Raw genomic sequence first — 23753 nt, 5'->3', positions numbered from 1 at the left:
CAACAAAATTCGACAACAATGGAAAAGACGAATTTCTATTCTTTTTTATCGGTAGAACGACACGAATCCGTGAGGTATAATCAGCATAATCTTCGGTCGGCTGCAAGGAGTACGTGAACGTTGAACAAAGTACAATTTTTCCGTGGTGTAAGAGATTGCATTCCTACTTTGCTGGGATATTTGAGCATCGGTTTCGCTTCCGGCATCATCGCCAAAAGCGCCGGATTAAGCGTGGCGGAAATCGCGCTGCTCAGCATTTTGGTGTACGCCGGATCGGCCCAATTCATCTTTGCCGGAATGATCGCCTCCAACCATTCTGCGGCGGGTATAGTGGCGACCCTATTTTTTGTGAATTTGCGGCACTTACTTCTAAGCGCGGCGCTGTCGCCCTATTTTCAGAAATTGACGCCCTTCAAAAACTTGCTGATCGGATCGCTGCTGACCGATGAAACCTTCGGCGTCTCTTCGGCGCAAGGGGCCAAGGAAGGCGCCATTCATCCGAGCTGGATGCACGGCTTGAATCTGGCAGCCTATTTGAATTGGATCGCGGCCAATGTGGCCGGTGCTTGTTTGGGGCAATGGATCTCCGATCCCGAGCGGTTCGGACTGGATTTTGCGCTGCCGGCCATGTTCATCGGTCTTCTCGTTCTTCAGATGATCAGCCGGAAGAAATATAAGTCGGATATATTAGTCGCGCTCTGTGCCATCATCGTCGGGGTAGGCTGCGAAGCCCTCTTCGGCAAAAGCGTAAGTATCATCGCGGCGACGATCACGGCAGCGACTTTGGGATTGGTGGTGGAAAAATGGAGGTAAGCCGGAGCATTTTCATCCTGATTGTGTGCTGCTCCCTCGTGACGCTGCTTCCGAGGGTGCTGCCGCTGATGGTCCTCAGCCGGTTCTCCTTGCCGGATTGGGCGCTTAGATGGCTGAGCCATATTCCGATCGCCGTTATGGCTGCCTTGGTCGGGCAGGAGCTGCTGCAGGTGAAAGACAGTTACCGACTTGCGGATCATATGGACCTGCTGGCCGGAATCCTGACTTTCTTCGTAGCCGCGAAAACCAAAAGTTTGCTGTGGACCGTGATTTTCGGCGTCATGTGCACGCTCGTCCTGCGGTGGATGGCCGCATGACGGCGTCTGCAGGTTAACCCTGCATGTCCTTAGCTAAAGCGCAAAGCTTATTCATTGTGTTCCAGTTGCGTACGGTCACCGGAACGCCGAGCTTTTGCAAATTGTTCCCCAGCTTGGAGTCCGCTTGGCCTTGGCGAAAGAGCAGATGAATTTCGCGGCCGATCACTTGATAATCGTCCGGCCCCTTATACGGTGCAAGCCGGTCAATCGCTTCCGGAGGCGGTGCTTGCCGGAGCAGGCCGACATTCACGTTTTTGCCGTCCGGCGCAACTTCCGACTTGTACGGGCACTCTTCCATGATGCGTTCCAGTTCTTCCGAAGTTCTTAAGATGACCGGAATGGTCAGCCCGAATTTGGACTCGATTCCCGCTTCAATTTCCCGCTGCATCGAAGCTTCATCGGACGCAGACTCGAATATCACATTCCCGCTGTTAATATAAGTCTGCACCCCGCCGAATCCCATCGATTCGAACAGCTGCTTCAATTCCGCCATTTTGATCATGTTCTTCCCGCTCACATTAATGCCTCTTAACAACGCGACGCACATCGCCATTTGTATGGCCTCCTCCTCGGTTAACCTTTAGCTTTCCTCAGCTTAAACTCCGCTCGGATTTCTCCCGCAACTTTGCCCGCCATGTTGTGTATCGGAGGGTTCGTATACTCGGACAAAGCATCCAGCGCTCCCCCCGCCCCGATCCCTAGCTGACGCAGCACTTCGTTGACCACCGCGTAGATCGCGCGTGCTCCTCCGTCTTCGATTTTGACGGCGATCCCGAATCCGGTCTCCCTGTCGCCTAAACAGTACACGGACTCCGCGCCTGCCTTGCCGAAAATTCGCCCGCAGAAAGCCCGCATCAGATCCGTGCAGTAACGGCTCTTGCCGCCGACCAGGCATCACCATATTCATATAATAGATAACCGCTTGCATCAACGACCGCAATGTGGCCAAGGTGAGAGCTTTCCACCACACCTCCGCGGTACACGTTGGCGACCCGATTCATGAGACAGCTCCTTTAAGCGTAATGTGTAAACTTTCAGCAACTGTTTATTTCGGTCGGCACCATCGGTCTTCCTCTCATGTAAGCAAAAAATCCCTTGCTGAGCAAGGGATGCTAAAAATGCTGCTGGGGGTTAGTGAATCCACTTTTCTTTCAGAAGCTTGATATAAATACCACCTACGACGCTGCGGTGTTGAAAATTCATTTGTCTGGCCGTCTTCGTATCATACCAATCCGTAAAGGGAACGCGATCCGGAGTTTCATTCAAAAACTTCCACAACGGTTCCATCAATTTCATAAAATCTTGTTGCTCTGTCGCCAGAGAAGCGGCCCAAATCAACCAATCGGCTTTCGTGTAGGCTTCTCTGCTATCCAACGGGACGCCATATGGATTCTGCCGCGTAATATACCAGGCGATTTCCTTATTTACGATCTTTCGATCGAAGATGTCGGTGCCAAATAGAGTATCCCATATCAAGTTATACTTGAGGCTCCAAGTACCTTCCTGACCAAAGGCCAGCTTGTAGTGATCCTGATCATTCGCCAATTTCCCCCACTCAGCCGCCATATTCTTAGCCGCTATCCTATACCGTTCCGCTTCATCGGAATGACCCCGCATGCCATTCAGGAGAGAATAGCTGGCAACACCCATGATGGCCTTCACGGACAAGTTGGCATTACGAGCTAAGTGGCCGGCAAAATCATCGGTACATAATTGATTTTCGGGATCGAGACCGTGCTCGATCAAATAGTCCGCCCACTGAGTCAAGAGCTCCCAATCCTCTTCGGTAAAGTCCGTTTGCCGATCCGCTGAACAAACTGCAGCTGCCATGATCAGCATATTACCGCATTCCTCAACCGGCATTTGCCCTTCCCTTGCGTTGTCCGAATAAACCTGCCCGTTGGCCAGCGGATATTGTCCGACATCATGCGGAGCAAACTCGAACGGCCAAGCTTCGCTTGCAGCATATTTCATGATGGGCCTCATCATCGCTCGCACCAATTCGGGTTGATAGAGTAAAAACAAGGGAATGGAAGGGTAGCTCACATCGACCGTTGCGATACAACCGTTACTGAAACACTCTTTGGATAAAAACAAAAGCTTCCCATCCCGATCAGCCACCAGCTTGTGCGCGGCAATCGCCTGCCGATAGGCCAGCATCAACAATTCGGCATATTTCACTCCGCCGGCCTGGACGCCATCTTCCCACAGTTGCCGATCGAATGCGGCACAGCGCGCCAAGATTTCAGGATATTCGGCGAATGCCGCCGATAGGAGGCCGGATACCGTCATACCGTTTCTTTTCCAATAAGCCTGCAATTTATCGCCGAAATATTCGATTGAGTAGACATCATCGTAAGCCAGTACGATAACATTTGACTTTTCTTCAGCCGTCACATCGCCGCAATCCCAGGTACACGCCATGACCAGATTATTTTCGCGAACAGCTTGAGGCATCTCCAGCCGATGGGCTGAAATCATCTCTCCTCTATTCACAAATTGTTTACGAATGGAAGCTGAATCTATGTAGGTTCGCAGGCCGTCGGATTTGTTCACCGCAAAATAAAACCGGCCCCAATCGATTCTGACATCGTCACCCGAACGGTTTAAGTAAGCCTGCTCTTCATGACCCACTTGCAGAACGACAAGCCCCTCTTCCTGATCCTGCCGCCAAACCACCTTCTGATCGCTGGAATTTACGCACCATTCCGCTGTGACATCAAAGTAAATTTGCACACGGTGGGGTTTGCCGTCAATCGAGCGTACAGAGAGCCCGACATAGGATGCGGGTCTGGATAAGAGATCCAGATCATCCAAGAGCAGCGGGCTTGTGAAACTCACCTTCAAGCCGATCCCCAGTTCCTCATAATCATAAGTGCTGGAAAGCGCCGTTAGCCGAAAATCCTTTTGTGTCATGGCTTTCGGCTCACTGTAGTAGTTTTCAGCGTTCGGTTCAACCAAGCCGGCAAATCTCCGGGGGACTCCATCGATCAGGATCAGGCCCGTCATGGCGTTTCGTTTGCCGGTCCAATGCCTTGTAAAATCGTCAGTCAGTCGGTCCGCCATCGACCAAACGCTGAAATAAGGATCGATGGTAACTAAAGGCACAGCAGGCGGGCGAAGGTTGGTTTTCATTGTCGTGTTCCTCCTTTGATAATCGTAATCCGGATGCCGCCGGAACGATGTTCATATTGAAGAAGCAGCGTTCGAGTCTGCTCATCCCAATCGATAGAAAGCGGAATTTCGATACCGTCGGCATGCATGATGATACGGGCCGGCAGCGCCGAGCAACGGATTCTGGCGACCGCATTCAACTGTATCGGCCCTTTGGCTAGGAACTCGATGCTGCTAGAATCTTCGATAAAATTTTCGATTCTAGAGGAAGCTGCAACGATGCCGCTGCCCGCTTCTTCTGTATATTCCAGGTCATACAGCAAAACCTGGTTTCCGGGTTGTACCGCAACTTGACGAACGATAGGGAGACGAGGACGCAGTAAATCGACGAAACAGCCCTCCAGTTCGAGCGGCCGCTCGTGAACGGACTCATTCATGACCGATGCGATGACATAAGGACCTCTCTTCATCATGAAATGATTCGTGGGATTCCAGCGCATTTCGCCGACATTCAAAGCTGCCATCGTTTCCCGAACCGCCGCCCGGAGCCGTTCAGCCGACTCGGCGCTTTCCGCCAATCGATCCGGCCGAACGCGCAGGAAGTTGACCCACCCCTTGCCGACAGGTGTCAGGCCTTCCTGCGAGTTTACAGCCAACCCCAGACATTCGAACAAATGCTCTCTGGGTGAAGGATAGACTCGCTTTCCTTGGTTCCACCACTCTTTCACCTTGTGATACGGATCGCTGTCATCCCCGACATAAATTAAGGCTCCGCCGTCTCTCACCCACTGAGCCAATGCGTTGTGAAGATCCGGGAATTCCGGCTTCATGAATTCGTAACTCAAAATCAGCAGCCGATAGTCCTCCAAATAACCGGGAAAACGTCTTACATTATCGAGTTGAACCGGTCTTACCGGCAGGCCATGCTTGATCAAAGGCAGCGTCAATCCGTAAAAGGATGAGAAATTCAGCAATTCCAACGCGTACTCGTCCGTCAATTCCACTTCGTTCGTGCCGTCGTATTTCAGCATGAAGCCGGCGGTATCTACGCCCGGACGCATGCGTTGATACATCGCAGAATCGGCCAGCAGGACGCCCACCTTGGTTTCGTTGCCGAAAACTTTCACGTCCGGCTGATCCATGTTGCCAAGCGTATGCATTACGGTTAACAGCACAGTCGCATAATCCGCCGGAATGCCTTCCTTGCCGTTTCTGTCTTCGCGGGGATACAGCCCCTCAAATACGCGCTTCGGCCATGGGGCGACTTCGTAATGGGAAACTTCCGGATGCAGCAACGATGCCGTCAACGTTTTAAAGTAATTTTCCTGATAGTCTTTCCATGTCCGCTTCGGGTCGTCCTCGATCGGATCGTGCAAAAACCACATTCGGCGGCCGGTTCCCCGTACGAGCTCCTGCATCATGCCATACTCCAAATAGGCGGTTTCGAATGTTCTTTCCGCCCTCTTGCCCTCGTAGACATTCGCGGTACGGGACGTGCCGGTCCAAATCTGTGCAATATATCCGTTAATGGACGGCACATCGAGAAGTTTCGATTCCGGACTGACGATCCGCCACTGGGTATAATTAATGAGACTGTGAGTCGGCACGAAAAACCGGATCGGCCGATTGTACCGCACCATCGAATATTCCTTGAGCGCCGAGCAAAGGCGATCCAGGCATCGGGTGTACAAATAAGCCTTCAATTTCGAAGCGCGGTACTGAGCATCCTCCGACTCATGCGGCGCGATCCACGGCTCGTTGTAATGGTTTTGCCACTCCCGTTTGAAGGCTTCCGAGTACCCTCCTTCTACCCAAAATTCCGGTTCCTCCAGATGAATGGCGTCGACACCGGCATCCACGGCAGGGCGAATCCGATCGATTAAAAACTGGGAGTAAGCGACCGTAGGCACCATATAGGGGATATCTACCGACGTGCCATGAATGATGTACTCCCCGCTCTTGTACTTTTGCGCTTCGTCCCAGTGGGAGCGGCCGTCAAATTTGCCGTTCAAATAATCCTGATAGCCTCCCCACGAAACCCCGGTCATCAAGTGCACGCGGTAGCCATATTCTTTCCATTGCCGTATCCGTTCGGGCATACTTTCATTTATACCGTAGACCATCACAAAATCCGTCTGTAAATCATACTTTGGCCCGTAACCGCTCCCTTCCTGAAACCCTGTGCGTTCTTCCTCACGTGCTCCTCTGTTCAACGCCTTCACTCTCCCTTCTCCACATTGTCCGCGGTCGCTCTAAATTGAACACGCAGAGTCTTGATCTCAAATGGGGTGAATGGCAATTCCACTCTGGAGTCGTTTTCCTTCAATTTCCCGATCGGGTTTTCCATCAGATCTGTCTCTTCTATTAATTGACATGGCATACCGAAGTACACCGTCGCGTTCGCCTCGGTTCCCGCCGTTTCAAACAAACGAAAGATCAAATGATCGCTGTCTTCCGCCTTCTTCACCGATTCCACCATCACGTACGGATGCTCGATTTGTACCAGTTGAACCGGCGATCGCTGCTCTACGTCCGCACGCCGCGCTTCCACGATGGTCAGGGGGATGTTGGATTCGTAGCCTTTGCGATAAACACCGGCATCTATAAAATCTCCCGCGTGCGGATAGAGAGCATAAGTGAACTCGTGTATAGCACGATCCGCGTTCGGATCCGGATACGACGGGCTCCGGAGCAAATTCAGATCCAGCACGTTCATTTGCGCGGTGTGACCATATTTGCAGTCGTTGATCAGCGCGACACCAAAGTCGGGTCGGGATAGATCGATATATTGATGGGCGCAAATTTCGTCTTTCGCAAATTCGATCATCGTATTGCGGGTGGTTGGCCGTTTCAAATAGCCAAACTGAATTTCGCAATTCACTAGATCGCTCGACACGGTTGTCGGGAAAGACACCCGAAGCATTTTTCCGGATTCCCGCCAGTCCGCTTTCGTTTGAAATTCAACTGTTGATCCGTCCATTGTCAGCGTGATTTTTTGTTCAAGTGTCGATTCCCCGTACCGGTACTCCTGCTCGACGATCGCTTTAGGCCCGTTAATATAAGCTGTTGTTCTTTCCAGATTCATCGTCCCGGCCGCCATATCTCGATAATCCCGCGGAAAATCCCAAGCATCCCCGTTATCATGATAGACCGTAAACACGTTTGCCTTGCAGCCCGGCTGAATCGCCTCCCGTCCGATCGTCTTGTCGTACACCGACAAAATGCTGCCGTCTTCATCGAAACGGATAGACAGCCGATTGTTCTCCAAAGCGCGATCGTCCGCCCTTAACCCGTCGATAATAGGTTCCTGCGCGGCCTCCCGAAGCGTTCGGTAGCCCATCGCAGGAATAAGGACGTCATACCATTCCCCATTCCATTCGACCCACTCCCGCCGATCCCACGGCAGTGAATTGAACAGCACCGGCTCGTGCGCCCATCCGGTCAGCCCGGCTACGGAACAGTACGTCTCTTCCAGCATGGAACGCACTTGCGTCAACAGCGTCTCATACCGGATCAGCGACTCATCGTATACTCTGCCGATCGAGGAACCGGGCAAAATATCATGAAATTGGTAGAGAAGCACTTCTTTCCATATTTCTTCGAGCCTGGCGGCAGGATAGGATTCGCCGCAGAGCATCCATAAGAGCGATGCTGCGAACTCCAGCTCACGCAGACTTTTCTCCAACTTTCGGTTATATCGTTTGTTTCGCGCCTGGGTGGTCAGCGTTCCTTGATGCTTTTCCAGGTATAATTCTCCTTTGTACGTTTGAAAGCGCGAAGCCTCTCGCTCTAATCGCCTGAAGAAGGAGATGGACGGCTCCTGAACGACCGGCGGAATACCCGACAAATTTTTCTCACGTGCCAGCCGTTCCAAATGCTCTTCTCCCGGACCCCCTCCCCCGTCGCCAATCCCGAACAGCATCAGGGCGTTCTCGGACACGCCCTTGTCCGCATAATTGCTTTCTATTTTGACCAGCGACCTGGGTGCGGCCGGACTGTTATAGGTCTCTTCAGGAGGAAGGTGCGTAAGCACCCGGCTTCCGTCAATTCCTTCCCATAGGAAGCTGTGATGCGGATGCGCGTTATACACATTCCAAGACAATTTCTGCGTCATCATATAGTCCACACCGGACTTTCGCAGCAGCTGAGGAAGACTGCCGGTGTATCCGAATACGTCCGGCATCCAAAGCACTTTCATTTCCTTGCCGAATTCCTTTTGGAAGAATCGTTTGCCATACAGAATTTGACGCACAAGCGCTTCGCCGCCGGAAATATTGGTGTCCGGCTCGACCCACATCGCGCCTTGAGCTTCCCATCTCCCTTCCATAACACGTTCTTTCACCTGGTCATAGAGCTTCGGGTGATGGTCTTTTATCCATTGATAAAGCTGCGGCTGGCTGGCGCCAAACACATAATCCGGGTATTTCTCCATATTGCGCAGCACCGTAGAGAATGTCCGCGCCCCTTTGCGTATCGTTTCCCGTATCGGCCACAGCCAGGCGAGGTCGATATGCGCGTGCCCGATGGCGCTGATCGTGAGAGCAGGATCTCCGCCGCGTTGGGCCAGTTCTTCGGAAACCTTGTTCTTTGCGCGACGCACACGACCGGCATCGATCTCGGCCAATTCGTTCGAAGCCTCGTAAAGACATTGGAGAATTCGTGCCCTCCTCGCGCTTGAGTCCGGCAAATGTTCGGCTAACTCGATCAACACTTCGAAATCGTAGTATAGCTCCCGGACCTCATCCTCACATACGGCGATATCGGCTTCCTTCAACGTCCCGCTTCTATAACTGCCGAACAAATCGTTGCAGCCTCCGTCCGCCCACAAATCGATCACTTCACCGCCTCTAGCCGAAGGAATAATGTCCACCACCCTCTTGCCGGGCAGACCAAGACGATAATCGAATTCCGAGTTGACATTGGTGAGTCCTTGCCGAGGAGTGCCCTCGCGATCTACCAAGCATAATTCTCCGTTAACGTCGATTAACAGCACAACATGGCTGCCGGCCAGGGAATCAGGCACGATCCCTTCAAAATGAAACCAGGCGCAGTCCCACAGTTTTCCCCATTGTTCTCCCGGTTTCAGTTGCACTTTCCGGCCTTGCGTTCTTTCCTCGAATGGAACCGGCTCTGAGGTGACCCACGCCGTTACAGTCAGGGAGGATACTGGTTTATATATGTGCCTTTGCAAATCGGAAAATATAAGTTTCGCCTTGTTCAGAATGATCTCATTTCTCTCGTATGGCATGGCTGATCCGCTCCTTCATGGCAACGAAATAAAGAGGACTGACGCGCGGCAGTCCTCTTTTTTCGTCTTCTCTGCGAGGTTACTTCGTTATGGCCTCCGCTCTTTTTTGAGCGTCATCCAATATGCCTTTGATATCGCCGTTTGTCATAATCGCCTTGGCCACGGCGTCGCCGAAGATTTGCCATACTTTCGAGCTTTCTTTGGCGAACGTCGGAAGCCCTTGTACGTTGCCAGCCATCGCCAGGTAATGCTGGTACATTTCCGGATGCTTGGTCTTATAATCTTCGGATTCCGCTACCGACTTCAGAACCGGTGAACGAACGCCCGTATCCGCAATGAGGTTTTGAATTTCTTCACTGTACAGCGTCTTGATGTATTCGAAGGCCGCTTGTTTGTTTTTGGCATCCTTCGGCACCGAGTTGAAAGCCGCTCCGATCGTAATATTGCCCGGTTGTCCGTCTGAAGACAGAGGAATCTGAGCCATGCCGTATTCGATACCGAGCGCCGCGCTTTCGGCTGCGCGCCAAGGACCGTCGATCAAGTAGGCGATTTGCCCTTTTTTGAAAGCGTCAAAATAAACGCCTTCGTTCGTATTCACCATGACTCCTGGAGGATGATTGGGATTCAGCTTCTTCAGGAACGTCACCGTTTCTACGTTGGCATCGCTGTTGAAGGTCGGCTGTCCCTGTGCGTCCGCGAAGCCGCCGTTATTGATGATCAGCAGGGTGCCGTACCGCAAAAATCCGCCGGCGTTCGGGCCTGCATACACACCGCCGCCGTAAAACTTTCCTTTGCCGGCTTCGGTAACCTTTTGAATGTTCGCGAGTAACTCATCCCAGTTTGCCGGAGCCTTATCCGGATCCAGACCGGCGTCTTTCACCAATTTCTTGTTCCAGAACAAGCTGTTCACGCCCGGTTGAGCGGCGAAGCCATAAATTTTCCCGTCATATTCCATCGGCTTCCAAGCTGCCGGCGCGACGTTATCGCGAATTTCCTGCGCCATATCGTCCGGGAACGGCTCAAGCAGTCCTTGCTGCGCAAATCCGGGCATCTGGGTCTCTCCGATAATGACATCCGGCATGTTTTTTGCGAGGAATCCCGCCGTCTGTTTTTGAATCAGAGGTTCGCCCCATCCCCAGTCTTCCGTTTTCAATGTGATGTTTTTGCTTTTCAACTTCTCGTTGATGATGGATTGGAAATGATAGCCGAATACGTTGGCATTCATGGTTTTGCCTTTGGTGTAAGTAAAATCTTCCTCGGTGACTTTCGGTTTCAGCGTGGCGTCTGCCAGCAGGCTTTTCTTTTTCGCACCGAGCAGATCCGAGATGATGCCAACGCCGATGCCAACGGATCCTTCGTTCAATACGGTGATGGTGGCGGCTCCTCCGGCCGCATCGGACGACGGCGGTTGGGATGCCCCTCCGGACGATGGCGCTTCGGATGAAGGCGATTCGTTCCCGGTCGATTCGCTTGCACTGTTGCTTTTCGTCGAGCAGGCGGCAATTCCGATTGTCAAGATGAAAGCGAGAATGACGACAGACATTTTTTTCAGCAACATTCTTTTCCCTCCAAATCAATTTGAAATGCAGAGCCTTTATCTTGGATGGGGTTACCCTTTGATGCCTGTGTTAGCCAAACCTTGCACGATGTATTTTTGCAAGAAGAAAAAGATGATGAGCGCCGGAATTGTGATGCCCAGACTCAATGTGATAATCATTGGATAGTCGATGACCGCGCCAGGACTGACGCCAATGGATGAAATTCTAGTGATCGCTGACGGAAGAGTCTGCAGATAATCGCTGTGAGTATAGAAAAATGGCGTAATGAAGTCGTTCCAGGCTGCGAGAGCGGTTGTGATGGCTATATAGGCCATAATCGGAAGCTGGAGCGGAAACAAGATTTGAAAGATCAATCGAAAGGTTCCGGCGCCGTCTATTTTGGCCGACTCGTCGATTTCGACGGGCACTTTTTCCAACGATTGTTTGACCAAAAAGGTGCCCATGATGTTAATCGCGGGACCGCCGATAAAATAAACCCACCAAGTATCCAAAATGCCACTGCCTCCTGTAAATACGTGATTCCCTCCAGCGAAAGGAAATCTGGCATACTCCAGGTATGTCGGAATGATAGCCAATGTTGTCGGTATCATTTGCGTTGCAAGCATAATGAGGAAAATCTGGTCTTTCCCTTTGAATTTCAGTCGGGCGAACACGTAACCGGCCAAAAACGAAGTGAGGAGCGCCCCAAACGTGTTGTAAACCGCCCGGATAACCGAGTTTCGCAAATATACCGCCGTCGCGGAATCCGTGGTACCGAATATCAACATTTTGAAGTTGTCCAATGTCGGCTCTTTGGGGATCGGGAACACCCCCAAAACCGTCGACATAAATTCGGTTTTATTGAAAAAACCGGCGAGCACCATAAATATTAGCGGATAGAGCAGCACAAGACCGATGCCGAAAAGTAGAATATGGCCGAGCAGATGAATGGGTTTGAACTGATTCATAATTTTTGCGCGCAACTCAGCCGGCATCATTTATTGCCCCCTCTTCAGCGGTTTTACCGGAATGGTCGTCTGCCGCTCCGCTTTCGACGACCGATTAAAATAAAGCACGGCTACCGCAATGACGACGATCGCCATGATCAAGGATGACGCCCCCGCCATTCCGAGGTTGAAATCCCAGAAACCGTCGCGATAAATTCGAAAGACGAGCACTTCCGTCTGTCCGTAAGGGCCTCCGTCCGTAATAAAAAGCACCTGTTCATAAATCTGCAATGCGCTTATGAGGCTGGTGATCACAATGTAAGTTGCGAATGGCTTGAGTCCCGGCAAAGTCACATAACGCAGCTTCCCCCACCGGTCTGCACCGTCGATTTCCGACGCTTCATACAAAGTTGGATCGACCGATTGCAAACCGGCGAGCAAAATAAGCGCCGTTCCTCCCACTCCTTTCCAAACGGAATAAACGACAATCCAAAAAATGCCCCAATTCACCGAATACTGCCACACTATCGGTTCTTTCCCCATGGATTTCAGCACATTATTGATTACGCCGTTATTGGTATCCAATAAGGTGTTGAACACCTGCGTTGTCGCTACCGTGGAAGTCACCGCCGGAATATACCAAATTGTCCGATAAAACCCTTTGGCGAATAACGGCATATTCATGAGCAGTGCTGCGCCGAAGCCTGCAATGACCGTAACCGATGTGACCAAACCGCCCAGCCAGATCGACCGCCACAATGCAGCCGTATAAACCGGATTTTTGAAAAAGCTTACAAAATTATCGAACCAAACAAAGTTGGGTGTATCATTCAAGCCGATCCAGTTAAAAAAACCGAGCAAGAAACCGAATAGGGTTGGAAACCCCGAAGCGATCAGCCAAAACAAAAACATCGGCGTAAGTATAGCGGCTGCGATCCAAGCATCTTTATTCCTTGTCTTTGCACGCTTGACCGAAGCTTCTCGGACTCGCAAGGCGGTTTGAGCCATATCTCAGCACCTCAATCTGTTTGTAGATACACCCATAATATATTATAACCATTATACATATTCAATATCTTTAATATTACAAAATCAAAAAAAGAACCTTCTCACGGAAGAGAAGGTTCTTGCGGTCAGCTTTTTTTGTTCAGATGGTCAGTGTGGAACCGGACCGGTCGTTTGCCGGACGACCAGCTCCGGATCGATCAAGGTTTTGGTGTATTTGCCGTCCCGGTTGTCTTCGCCGCGTATGAATTCAATCAATTTCGAGGCAGCTTGATATCCCATGTCGGATTCGAACTGCTTGATATGCGTGAATGTGCTGAACTCTTCGACAATCGAAGTGGGATCGTCAAAGCTGACGATGGACAAATCATCCGGCACGGATAAGCCGGCTTGGCGGGCCATCTGATAAATCTGCACGCCGAGCCTTCCGTTCAGCGTAATGTATGCGGTCGCCATCCGGTTGCGGATGTACCGGTACAAAGGATGTTTCGCAGCATCTTTTAAACTCTCCACCCGGAAACCGGTGATGATGTGCGCAGGGTTAATCAGCGCTCCCTTGTTTTTCAAGGCGTTCATGTATCCTTCGATCCGCTCCTGGATCGTTACGGTTTGAAGCGGCGAGTCCGAACAGATCGCAATTTCACGGTGACCGAGCTCCCAAAGGTGATCGACCGCGAGTCCGGTACCTTTCCGCCCGTCGGCGGCAATGTAATTCGTTTCGACGCCCGGCAAATAACGATCAATCAAGAGGAATGGGAAGCCTGCAAACTTCATGCTCAAGATTTCCTCATTGTACTGTTCTTCGTCCACCGGAAAAATAAGAAGTCCTTCCGCGCCAATCTCTTTCAACGTCGTAATGGCTTCTTTCTCTTTATCCAAGTCGCCCTCGGAAAGCAGAATCATGCTTCGATAGCCATTTTTTCTCAACGCGGACTGTATGCCGTCGATGAGCCGGATGGCGAAGTAATCCACGATGCTCGGCATCACGAGGCCAATGATGCGCGTTTGCAGACCGCCCTCCTGCCGTTCGGGCTGTTGTGCGCCGCCGCCGGAAGACATGGATTCGGCAGCAGCATCATTGACGAAGCTCCCTCGGCCGGGGACGCGGCTGATTATTTTTTCGTTGGCCAATCCGGACAACGCATTGACCACCGTAATTTTGCTGACGTTGAATTTCTCCATCAACTCTTTCTCCGTCGGGATCCGGTCGCCGGCCTTCAGTCCTTCCGATTCGATCTGATCGCGGATATAGTCTTGAATTTTCTGATAAAGCGGAATACGGTCCGTCGTATTCATTTCTCTTTCATCACCAAACTTCTGTCTCAATTTGTAATATATAATATATCCTTTTATCGAGATGTGCAATAACTATGTCCGCAGAGCACAATAGGAGTGAAGGAATATAGGAGTTACTTCATTCGCATTCCATTCGACCTATCCTGTACTTTGAAGAATGTTTTTATTTGAAAAGTTTTGTCGAATCCATTGAATAATACATATGTAATATATTTAATATGAATTGAGTCAGGTCGTTCATGGGTTCATCCTACATAGCCACGGGGGAGGTGCAACGAGCTGGCAGAACGATCACTCACCATTCCATCGGCAAATGAGGTGCTCATTATGATTCGAAAGCTGACAACCGTTAGTCTCGCTTTGCTGTTCGCCTTGTCCTTATCACTGCCCGTCTCAGCCGAACAGGCTTCCGGCCGGCAACCATCCTCCGTTGTTTGGCCTGAGAAACAGGCGCTTCCAAGCTTTGCGAAAGTCAAACACCTCACCGTGACGGACGTCTATGACGCACCAGGAGACATGAAGCTGCTGCTCGCTACGCTGCAGGGTATCGTGAACCGGGAAGAGCCCCGGATCTATTTGCTTGAAAGTGAGGAGGAAGGTAAATTTACATGGCTCAATGACCTGCACGTCCCTTACCAAGTCGTTGACGATAACTGGGATGTCGTTAAACAGTTCCAAAACGAAATCAAGGGCGTTATCGTTTACGACCCGAAAGTCCCGGACTCCATCAACGTCGCCACCACAATGGCCGGTCTTAAGGACGCTGTTGTCGCCAGCCCGGAGCTGGCAGCCAAACTCTCTTCTGCCCCCTACAACTTCAAGGTGCTCGACGATTTGCGCGGAAAATTCAAAAATCGAATGGACGCCTATACATGGCAGTATGAGAACCTGTGGAACCAGACAACCCATCGTATGCTGATCGGATTAAGTCCCGACACGTCCGTCAAAGTGCCTCCGGGGCTTCCTCCCTCCTTCCGCACGATTGCGCAAGAGACCACCCAGGAGCGGAACGCCGCCAACCGTAAAACGTATGAATTCGACTTATCCGAGTTTCTCGGGAAAGAAGCCATCTATCTGCGCTTTGATGACGCGTTCCCGCAAGACGGCTGGGGACCTGCCGTACATGAAGTCACTGTGAAGGCGGACGGTAACGTGATCGCGCGGTTCATTCCAGGCACGCCGGAAGAAGAACCGTTCCTTTATGACCGCCAAAACTCGCAGCTTTCCTCCGGAAACGGCGGTCACCGGTTCGCAGACAACGGAAGATATTTTGTCTACAAATTCACGTCCCCCGCCGGCACCAAGCAGTTGACCGCGTCCGTCGACATGTGGAACCAGTACAAGGTTTCCGCGGGCAACGAACAGCCTCCGTCGTCCGAGGGCAGAGAACCGTACGGTTTCCTGCGCGATTATGCGGTCGCCAACAAAGCGATGGTATTCTGGTTGGACGCCAACGTTCCGGAACAGAAAGCCTTGTTTGAGAAAATTTTGTCGGATGTACAACCCGGCACGCCCTATTTGGGTTGGTTCAGCAATGACGTGGAGGGTGAATTCAGCGGAGTTGAAATCACTTCGAGCCACGGCGTGTATGTGCTGGCGGCCGACTGGTTCAGCAACCTGACCGTTTTCTCCGGAAAGACAGCACCTTCACCTGCTCCGAAAAAAGTGAAAACGCCTAAGCTGGAGAACAAAATATATGTTACGTATACGTTCAGCGAAGGCGACAACCTGCAATACAACCAGCACCGGATGCGCAACCTCTGGAATGACCCGAACCGCGGCAAAGTCCCGATTAACTGGACCTCTAACCCGCTTTTGTATGATGCGGCCCCAGCTATGCTCAATTACTACCGGTCGACCGCCACGGACAATGACCAGCTGATCGCCGGTCCTTCCGGAGCCGGCTACTTTTATCCCGCGGTCTGGCCGAAATCTTCATTCGCCGACTACCTGAAGAGGACCTATTCCTATCTCCATAAGACCGGCATGACTATTCCTTATGTACTCAACCGGATCAACGGGCAAAACGTACCGCTGAGCAGCGACATTGCCGCTGCCTACCGGGACGGATACAAAGCTCCGGGACTGTTCCTGAGCTGGGAAGACCGCTACGGCACCGAGGTGATGAACGGTAACCTCCCCGTATCGACCATTCAAGGCGTCAGCACCGTGCAGGATGCCAAAAACGTCCTGTCGGCAGCCAAAGCGAAGTGGGATGGACAATCTCCGTTGTTCGTCTCTCTCGGATTGCTGGCTTGGAGCATGACGCCTACGGATGCCCTCGCCATTACCGAGTCACTCGGACCGGAATATTCCGTCGTGAGAGCAGATCAATACTTCTCGCTCCTCCGCGAAGCCAATGGATTGGCGAAGCAGCAGTCCGAAGACGATTAATGCCCCGCCTGTTCCTGTATCCATGAAAAAGACCCCTGCAAAGGGGTCTTTTTCGCTTAAGCGGGGGTTCGATACACTGCCGGAATCGTGATCCTGACGGTTGTTCCGATTCCGGGGCGGCTGTAAACATTTACCCCGTAATCTTTACCGTAATGAAGCTTGATCCTCTGATCCACATTTCGAACGCCGTATCCGGACTTTCCCGTCTCCTCCGGGTCCAATATCTCATGAATCCGCTGAGCCGTCATGCCGACGCCGTCGTCGATAATGCGGTAGACGATTGTATCCCCCGACAGCTCTCCGGTAATCCGGACATGAATCCGATCCGCGCACCAGGCGTGCTTCAACACATTTTCCAAGAACGGTTGCAAAATCAATTTCATCGTATCATACCGGATCACTTCCGGCTGGATATCGAACTGCACGCTTAGGCGTTCTTCGTATTTGACCTTCTGAATGTCCAGGTAGGCCTGCGCCTGCTCCAGCTCCTTGCCGACCGGGATGATCATCCGCCCGTCATTCAAAGACAAGCGATAGAACGTCGCGAGATTCATAATCATTTGATGCTGCTTCTCCACCTCGCCGAATTTGGCCAGTCGGCTGATGGACGAGAGCGTGTTGTAAAGAAAGTGCGGATTCACCTGCGCCTGCAGCGATTCCAGCTCCGCTTCTTTCTTTTTCAGATTCGTCACGTACACTTCTTCGATCAATTGATGCGTATTTTGACCCATCTCGTTCAAAGCCTGAGCAATATGATAAAATTCGTCGTTCCCTTTCAAATACAGCCTTTTGTGGAAGTCACCTTCCCGGAACGCTTTCAGCACCGCCACTATCTTCATTACGCGTTTCGTAAAATAACGGGAAATGAAGACGGCCACCACCGAGAATACCAGGAAGCAAATGAGACAGACGACCGCTGTCAGCGTCGTCACCTTTTGGGCGTCCTTCTCCAGGATGTCGGCCGATACGGAGGCAATGAGCTGAAAAGGCAGCCCCGGCAGCGGCTGACGAATGATCAACCGGTCGCTCGCCGTATATTGATTCCAATCGATTCCCTGTAAAGCGGAGGGATCTCCTGAGGAATAGATCGCCCGGCCACGATCATCCGCCACGACCAGCGCGCTGTTTTTTCCGATCTCATGATGATCGACGCTTTGAAACAACTCGGATAAATGCACGCTGACGCGCATGAACCCGACTTCCTGTATTTGTGGCGGGAACGGTACGTCTACCAGCCGGCGAATAAAGGAGACTCTGCGAAACCGTTCGTCATCTTCGATCTGCTGCCACTGTTTGGTCGTTCCGTACTCTTCTTTCGGAAAATGAAGGTACCAATCCTTGTCGGCAATTCGTCGAATATTGTATATGTCCAGCAGTTGCGCTTCTCTCAAAAGCGGATCCGCCGCCCCGTAATCATGATAGATTTCCGGCATCAGTTCATTGTGCACGTACACGGATAACCAAATATTTTGCGTCGTGGTCTCGAGAGCCGTACGAAATTTCGGCAGCGAATATTCGGTGAGCGCATAGTATTTTTCCCATCCCGGCTGATAGCTTCGCAGATGTTTGGCAAGTGTTCCATCTCTGTAGAGGACATCTACAACCCGCTCGATATCCTCCTGCTGATAGGCGATGTTGTCCTCCATCTGTTTCAACGTGCCTTGGATGTTGACTTGGGTCTGATTCCGTATCGATTCGTTGAAAATGGAATAGGAAAAATACCCGACGACGAGTACGGGAATCGTGATGAAGACAACATAGGAGAACATCAGCTTGTAGCCGAACTGAACAAACCTCCGCACGGTTAATGTCTCCTTTTGTACTCGACGGGCGTCATTCCGTATGTATCCCGGAATTGCTTGCTGAAATAGGGCATATAGCGGTATCCGACTTGATCCGCCACTTCATAAATCTTGAGCTTGGTATCGCGCAGCAGCTGAGAGGCCTTCTCCATGCGAAGAGAAATCACATATTCGTTAAAGCCTTTTCCCGTTTCTTTCTTCAGCAAATGACTCAGGTAATTCGGAGAAAATTCAAAATGCTCCGCTACCTCACGCAGCGTAATCGATTCGCGGAGCCGACTCTGGATATGCGCAACGACTTCATGGATCAGTTTCCAGTTCTTATTCTGCTTTTTGCGGTAAAGCGTTTCCGAAATTTCATAAATTCGATGCACAAGCCAGGAACGAATATCGTCGATCGTCTCGAATTGCCGAATGATGTCCAGACTCTTGAAGTCCATGCCGAGAAGCTTGAACAAATCCTCGTTCTGCGTCTGTAAATAGTTTTCCAATTTCAATAAGATATACATCGCAAAATTATGAACCGACCACTTCGACTTCAGATTGACACCAAGCCGGAACAGTGCGTCGACCTCGTCGTGTATCCTGACAAGTTCATATCCGGACATGGCTTCGAATAAGATGTCCAATTGAATGTTGAGATTTTCCGTTTGATCCGTCTCGGCCAGGCGTACTTCCGCAAAGTCGATTACTTTGCCTTTGCCTTGAAACATTTTATATTCGAGCGCCTGCAGAGCCTGGGCGTACGAGAATTGGATGTTCGCAACGTCTTTCGCCGGTTCCCCGAAGCCGATCGTAATGCTGAACGGATACCGTTCCTTGGTGTAGGTGATCAAATCTTTCAAAAAAGTTGAAGGAGCGGCGCTGCCCAAAATAAGCGCCCATCGGTACTTGGCGATTCTCCAGACGCACGCGACGTCCCTCTCTTCCGAGATCCGAACCAAATCAAGCGAATATTCGTTCAGCAGCGCGGATTTATCTATATCTTGACCGGAACTGAATTTCCAGGACAAATCGTCGGTCTCCAGCACGGCGACGTTGGCCGGCCATCCGATATCGCCGAAACCGTATTGCTCGCTCAACACTTTCAACGTCTCGGGATCGAACGAGCCCTCCAGCAGCTGCAGCAGCAATTCGTTTTTGACCATCGGGACCATTTGCCGGTAAGCGGCTTCGGTCTCCCGCTGTTTTCGTTCCTGATTCAATTCGTCCGTAATCTTCCGCAAAGAATCGATCAGCTCACGGTCGTCCATCGGTTTCAGCACATAGCTGGCCGCATTCATGGAAATCGCCTGTTTGACATAATGGAAGTCTTGGTAACCGCTTACGAAAATCACTTTGAGATCCGACCAGCATTCTCTTGCTTTGCCGGCCAGTTCGAGTCCGGTCATGTTCGGCATTTGGACGTCCGTGACAAGAATGTCGATCTTTTCCCGCTTTATCACTTCCATCGCTGCGAAGCCGCTGTTCACGGCATCCACGACTTCAAGCCCCATCTCATCCCAGGGGACGAACCGGCGCATTCCTTCCAAGTCCAGCCTCTCGTCATCGGCAAGTAAAACCTTGTAGATGGTCATCATCTCCGAAAATAGAGTAGAGCAAAGAGTATACGTTAAGTATACCCTTTGCCCTTGTTTTGGAGAATGTGCTTTATTTACCGTTCATTTTCTTCACGTTATCCTGCCATTTGGTCGTCATGAAGGACAGCACTTTCTCATAGCCCATCGCCTGCGCGTCGGATTCCGCCTTGTCGAAGATGGAGAGAACATCGGCTTCGCTCTTCGCCATCAGCGCTTTCGCGCGTACTTCCTTGAACATTTCGTCGAGCTGAGTCCAGATGATGCCTTCCTCGCTGTCCGGAGCCGGTGAAAGGTTAATGTACTGCGTCGAGTTTGCCTGTGTTTTCCAGGTAATCTCGGATTGCCATTTCGTCGCCCAGTTTTTGCTATCTTCCGGCAGCGACGCTTCGAATGCGGCTTTCGACTTGTCAATATACACCGTGTTGCCGTTCCATTGGAAGCTGTTGGTGATGTTCATCAGTTTATCGCGGCCCTCATGATCCGTTACATATTTATCCGTGAACTTGGCGAATCCGTCCGGACCGCCTTCTCCGCCGTCTTGATACAGTCCGGGAGGTCCCCAGAAAATCGTGCGCTGGCCTTCAGGCCCCGTAAACCAGTCGAGGAACGCGAAGATTTTTTCCGGATCCTTGGCGGCTTTTGTGATGACGCTCACGTTCCAACCCAACTGATTGTAAGAACCCGGAAAAATCTTATTTTTGTCAAGTCCTTCTTTGTGAATCGGCCAAATCATGAAATAGCCGGCCTTCGGGTCTTTCGCCTTCAGCGTCACGTTGCCGATATCGCCGAATTCCGTCGGACTTGAATCTGCAAACACAGCAATTTGACCGTTCAACACTTTCTCTTTGTACTGGTCTCTTGTTTGGGTCAGCGCGTCCTGCGTCATCAATTTCTCACGGTACAGCTTGTTCGCGAATTGCATCGACTCGCGGAACACCGGGTCGGTGAAAATCGACGTCAACTTGCCGTCTTTTGGAACAGCGCGGTTTGCGACGAAGGTCGGAAAATGATCTTCGCCGAAAGCGGAGTACAGAACGTCCAGTGCTGCGCCGTCCTTGGCCAAGCCGCTTTCGAACGGAACGACTTTCGGATATTTCGCCTTTACTAACTTCAGGTAGTTGTACAGATCGTCCGTCGTTTCCAGCTTCGGAGAGCCAAGCTCCTCGTAAATTTTCTTGTTGATTACATAACCGGCGTTGCCGTTCGGCTGGTTCGTGTACCAGTTCGGGAACTGATACAGCTTGCCGTCTTCGGAGCGGAGCATGTTGATGCCGGCATCACCCAGCCAAGTTTTCAGGTTCGGATACTTGTCCAGGTAATCGTCGAACGGAACCAGCATATCGGCTTGGCGCAGCTTCTCTACGTCCGGGCCGCGTTCCATCCACATCACGTCCGGGAGGTCGTTGGAAGCGATCATGGTGTTATATTTCGTTTTGGCGTCGCCGCCCGATTGAACCGGGATGACGTTAATCTTCTTGTTTTCCTTGATCCATTTGGTGGCGAGGTCATCGCCCCAATTCGGCATCGTATACCAGTCGTAGTTGCCGTAAAAGGTGAATTCCAGCGGTTCGGATCCCAGCTCGAACTTGTCTCCGGCGGCGGCTTGGCTGGCCGGTGCGCCTGCGGAGCTGGCGGGTGGTGTTCCGGATGCTTGCCCGGCGGACTTCGTACCTTTGTCGGATGAGCATCCGGCCAGTGCCGTAGCGCTCACCATGACCGCCACGACCGAAGTCAAAAGCAGCTTCTTCATGCTTTGCATTCCCCTCTCTTGTTTTGGAGCTTATATATGTTTAAAGGCCCGAAAGCCTCAAACACCATACGTGACGTGCAACGGATTCTACTCTTTCAGGGAACCTACCAAAACACCTTTTACGAAATATTTTTGGACGAAAGGATACACCATGACGATCGGCAAGGTCGCCACCATCATCGTAGCCATGGAGAGCGATTTGGTCGTGATGCCTCTCATTCGGCTCGCTGCCCCTTGCGCGGCGGAATCCAACTGGGCCATTTGCTCGGTCATGATATTGGAATTCAGAATCTGCTTCAGCATGGTCTGTATAGGGAGCAGGTTCTGTTTGGTAATGTAGATTCCGGGCGTGAACCAGTCGTTCCAATGATAAACGGCGGTAAACAGCGACAACGTCGCGAGAACGGGACCCGAAAGCGGCAGCACGATGCGAAAAAAAGTGCCCCAGTGCCCGCATCCGTCGATTTTGGCTGATTCGTCCAAGCCGGCGGGAAGCCCCATGAAAAAGGTGCGGAAAATAATCATATTCCAGACGCTGATGGCGCCCGGGATGACCATGACCCAAAAGCTATCCCGCAAGCCAAGATCTTTGATGAGCAGATAGTAAGGGATCAAACCGCCGCTGAAATACAGTGTGATAATGCCGAAAACCATATAAAACTTCCGGCCGATCAGCTCGCGTTTGGTCATACCGTAAGCGAAGATGGCGGTGCAAATAATAGAGAGCACCGTACCGGCGGCCGTTCTGAGCAGCGCGATCACGAAACCGTTCAAAAGCCGTTTGTCCTGAAATACAATGTTGTAATTTTCGAGCGTAAACTTCCGGGGCCAGAACGTGATCCCGCCGAGCGAGGTGTCCAAACCGTTATTAAACGAGATGGCGAGCGCGTTCCAGAACGGATAGAAGGTCGAGAACGCCAGCAGGGTCAGCAGGATATAAATCGTGACGGACAATACCCTGTCACCGAACGTGTAGTGATGCATCTACAACCCCCGCTTTCGTGTGGATTACCATAAGCTGTTCCCGGTTCTGCGGGCCAGCAGATTCGCAATGGTAAGAAGAATGACGCTGATGATCGCTTTAAACAAACCGACAGCCGTCGCATAGGAGAACCTGGAGCTTTGAATGCCCATCCGATACACGTAAGTATCCAGCACGTCGGATACGTCCCGAAGAGCAGGGTTCGTGGCGAGCAGCAAAATGTCTTCGAATCCGGCGTTGAGCAAATTGCCGATGGCCAAGATCATGAAGATGATGATGACCGGCAAAATGGACGGAAGCGTAATCAGGAACATTTGCTTCAACCGGTTGGCGCCGTCAATGGCGGCCGCTTCGTACATATCCTGGTTGACTCCGGCAATAGCCGCCAGGTAGATAATGGAAGCGAAACCGATATCTTTCCAAACGTTGGTGCTGACCAGAATGGTCCAAAAATATTCCGAAGCCGACAGCCAGTTGACCGGCTCGTCGATCAGGCTCAATTTTTGAAGCATAATGTTGAAGCTGCCGTTATCGGTTGAAAGCATCGAGATGGTGAACCCGGCCACGATGACCCAAGACATGAAGTGCGGCAAGTACGTGATCGTCTGGACGACCCGTTTGAACACCATTTTCCGGACTTCGTTAAGCATCAAGGCGAGAAGAATCGGGGCGGGAAATCCGATGAGCAGTTTGAGAAGGCTGATCACGAGCGTATTCCGCATGACCGGCCAGAAATCCCGGGAGTGGAAAAACATTTCGAAATGCTTAAATCCTACCCACGGGCTGTCCCAAAAGCCTTTAAAAATGTTGTAATTTTGGAACGCCATCAAAGTGCCGTACATCGGGATATAGCTGAAAATGAAGATGAAGATGATCGCGGGAACCACCATCAGCTGGAGATCCCATTGTTTGAAGAAGCGCGTGATGGTGCGGGCTCGTAACCGTTTTTGGGGCACGGCCTGCAGAA

At 51.4% G+C, this 23753-nt stretch carries 17 protein-coding genes and 1 pseudogene; 3 read left to right on the top strand and 15 right to left on the bottom strand.

Annotation, left to right across the window (positions count from 1 at the left end):
• The first annotated feature begins 120 nt into the window (after window positions 1-120).
• The gene (locus tag E5161_RS15610) at window positions 121-813 is read left to right on the top strand and encodes an AzlC family ABC transporter permease (RefSeq protein WP_136778748.1); all 693 of its coding nucleotides are present in this window, start codon (window positions 121-123) and stop codon (window positions 811-813) included.
• Complete coding sequence (locus E5161_RS15605) at window positions 804-1130, top strand: AzlD domain-containing protein (protein ID WP_136778747.1); 327 nt, start codon at window positions 804-806, stop codon at window positions 1128-1130. The genes E5161_RS15610 and E5161_RS15605 overlap by 10 nt, the downstream gene beginning before the upstream one ends.
• A 13-nt stretch (window positions 1131-1143) precedes the next feature.
• On the opposite strand, the gene E5161_RS15600 is transcribed toward E5161_RS15605, so the two are convergent.
• The 10 genes and pseudogenes from E5161_RS15600 to E5161_RS15555 all read right to left on the bottom strand — a co-directional run bounded on the left by E5161_RS15600 (window position 1144) and on the right by E5161_RS15555 (window position 14278).
• Window positions 1144-1683, bottom strand: a complete 540-nt coding sequence (locus tag E5161_RS15600; protein WP_136778746.1) for a DUF1697 domain-containing protein — start codon at window positions 1681-1683, stop codon at window positions 1144-1146.
• A 20-nt stretch (window positions 1684-1703) separates the two neighbouring features.
• Window positions 1704-2021: pseudogene (locus E5161_RS15595) on the bottom strand (asparaginase); the annotation flags it as partial.
• On the bottom strand, window positions 1985-2131 hold the full coding sequence (locus tag E5161_RS15590) for an asparaginase (RefSeq protein WP_136778744.1): 147 nt from the start codon (window positions 2129-2131) through the stop codon (window positions 1985-1987). The pseudogene E5161_RS15595 and the gene E5161_RS15590, both read right to left, overlap by 37 nt.
• A gap of 130 nt (window positions 2132-2261) precedes the next feature.
• Window positions 2262-4265, bottom strand: coding sequence for a glutaminase family protein (locus E5161_RS15585; protein ID WP_136778743.1), 2004 nt, complete (start codon window positions 4263-4265; stop codon window positions 2262-2264).
• Complete coding sequence (locus E5161_RS15580; protein WP_136778742.1) at window positions 4262-6457, bottom strand: hypothetical protein; 2196 nt, start codon at window positions 6455-6457, stop codon at window positions 4262-4264. The genes E5161_RS15585 and E5161_RS15580 overlap by 4 nt, the downstream gene beginning before the upstream one ends.
• 5 nt (window positions 6458-6462) lie before the next feature.
• Window positions 6463-9492, bottom strand: a complete 3030-nt coding sequence (locus E5161_RS15575; protein WP_136778741.1) for an alpha-mannosidase — start codon at window positions 9490-9492, stop codon at window positions 6463-6465.
• Between the two features lie 79 nt (window positions 9493-9571).
• A complete protein-coding gene (locus E5161_RS15570) occupies window positions 9572-11050 on the bottom strand; it encodes an extracellular solute-binding protein (protein WP_136778740.1) in 1479 nt (492 codons plus the stop codon).
• 51 nt (window positions 11051-11101) lie between these two features.
• On the bottom strand, window positions 11102-12028 hold the full coding sequence (locus E5161_RS15565) for a carbohydrate ABC transporter permease (protein ID WP_246042308.1): 927 nt from the start codon (window positions 12026-12028) through the stop codon (window positions 11102-11104).
• Window positions 12029-12985, bottom strand: a complete 957-nt coding sequence (locus tag E5161_RS15560) for a carbohydrate ABC transporter permease (RefSeq protein WP_136778739.1) — start codon at window positions 12983-12985, stop codon at window positions 12029-12031.
• Window positions 12986-13132: 147 nt separating this feature from the next.
• Complete coding sequence (locus E5161_RS15555; RefSeq protein ID WP_136778738.1) at window positions 13133-14278, bottom strand: GntR family transcriptional regulator; 1146 nt, start codon at window positions 14276-14278, stop codon at window positions 13133-13135.
• A gap of 327 nt (window positions 14279-14605) precedes the next feature.
• On the opposite strand from E5161_RS15555, the gene E5161_RS15550 reads away from it, so the two are divergent.
• Window positions 14606-16672, top strand: a complete 2067-nt coding sequence (locus E5161_RS15550) for a GxGYxYP domain-containing protein (RefSeq protein ID WP_136778737.1) — start codon at window positions 14606-14608, stop codon at window positions 16670-16672.
• Window positions 16673-16728: 56 nt separating this feature from the next.
• Here the strand turns inward: E5161_RS15550 and E5161_RS15545 are convergent, their stop codons facing one another.
• The 5 genes from E5161_RS15545 to E5161_RS15525 all read right to left on the bottom strand — a co-directional run bounded on the left by E5161_RS15545 (window position 16729) and on the right by E5161_RS15525 (window position 23676).
• Window positions 16729-18474 (bottom strand): cache domain-containing sensor histidine kinase, encoded by a 1746-nt coding sequence (locus E5161_RS15545; protein WP_342773874.1) that lies wholly within the window; start codon window positions 18472-18474, stop codon window positions 16729-16731.
• Between the two features lie 2 nt (window positions 18475-18476).
• Entirely contained in the window at window positions 18477-20051 is a 1575-nt protein-coding gene (locus E5161_RS15540) for a response regulator (RefSeq protein WP_246042304.1), read from the bottom strand.
• A 73-nt stretch (window positions 20052-20124) separates the two neighbouring features.
• On the bottom strand, window positions 20125-21813 hold the full coding sequence (locus E5161_RS15535; RefSeq protein ID WP_136778736.1) for an extracellular solute-binding protein: 1689 nt from the start codon (window positions 21811-21813) through the stop codon (window positions 20125-20127).
• A gap of 78 nt (window positions 21814-21891) precedes the next feature.
• Window positions 21892-22788, bottom strand: a complete 897-nt coding sequence (locus E5161_RS15530; protein ID WP_136778735.1) for a carbohydrate ABC transporter permease — start codon at window positions 22786-22788, stop codon at window positions 21892-21894.
• Window positions 22789-22812: 24 nt separating this feature from the next.
• On the bottom strand, window positions 22813-23676 hold the full coding sequence (locus E5161_RS15525) for an ABC transporter permease (protein WP_136778811.1): 864 nt from the start codon (window positions 23674-23676) through the stop codon (window positions 22813-22815).
• Window positions 23677-23753: the final 77 nt, after the last annotated feature.

It is taken from the genome of Cohnella pontilimi, from assembly GCF_005049045.1.
In the GTDB taxonomy this organism is placed as follows: domain Bacteria; phylum Bacillota; class Bacilli; order Paenibacillales; family Paenibacillaceae; genus Cohnella; species Cohnella pontilimi.
Note: the sequence above shows the minus strand (reverse complement) of the source record. Positions and strands in the feature narration are given on the sequence as shown.

Bases quoted from the DNA above. Each gene is read 5' to 3' on its own strand.
- E5161_RS15605 (WP_136778747.1), top strand. From the start codon at position 804: ATGGAGGTAAGCCGGAGCATTTTCATCCTGATTGTGTGCTGCTCCCTC.
- E5161_RS15600 (WP_136778746.1), bottom strand. From the start codon at position 1,683: ATGGCGATGTGCGTCGCGTTGTTAAGAGGCATTAATGTGAGCGGGAAG.
- E5161_RS15590 (WP_136778744.1), bottom strand. From the start codon at position 2,131: ATGAATCGGGTCGCCAACGTGTACCGCGGAGGTGTGGTGGAAAGCTCT.
- E5161_RS15585 (WP_136778743.1), bottom strand. From the start codon at position 4,265: ATGAAAACCAACCTTCGCCCGCCTGCTGTGCCTTTAGTTACCATCGAT.
- E5161_RS15575 (WP_136778741.1), bottom strand. From the start codon at position 9,492: ATGCCATACGAGAGAAATGAGATCATTCTGAACAAGGCGAAACTTATA.
- E5161_RS15570 (WP_136778740.1), bottom strand. From the start codon at position 11,050: ATGTTGCTGAAAAAAATGTCTGTCGTCATTCTCGCTTTCATCTTGACA.
- E5161_RS15565 (WP_246042308.1), bottom strand. From the start codon at position 12,028: ATGATGCCGGCTGAGTTGCGCGCAAAAATTATGAATCAGTTCAAACCC.
- E5161_RS15560 (WP_136778739.1), bottom strand. From the start codon at position 12,985: ATGGCTCAAACCGCCTTGCGAGTCCGAGAAGCTTCGGTCAAGCGTGCA.
- E5161_RS15555 (WP_136778738.1), bottom strand. From the start codon at position 14,278: ATGAATACGACGGACCGTATTCCGCTTTATCAGAAAATTCAAGACTAT.
- E5161_RS15550 (WP_136778737.1), top strand. From the start codon at position 14,606: ATGATTCGAAAGCTGACAACCGTTAGTCTCGCTTTGCTGTTCGCCTTG.
- E5161_RS15540 (WP_246042304.1), bottom strand. From the start codon at position 20,051: ATGACCATCTACAAGGTTTTACTTGCCGATGACGAGAGGCTGGACTTG.
- E5161_RS15535 (WP_136778736.1), bottom strand. From the start codon at position 21,813: ATGCAAAGCATGAAGAAGCTGCTTTTGACTTCGGTCGTGGCGGTCATG.
- E5161_RS15530 (WP_136778735.1), bottom strand. From the start codon at position 22,788: ATGCATCACTACACGTTCGGTGACAGGGTATTGTCCGTCACGATTTAT.
- E5161_RS15525 (WP_136778811.1), bottom strand. From the start codon at position 23,676: ATGGTGGTTCCCGCGATCATCTTCATCTTCATTTTCAGCTATATCCCG.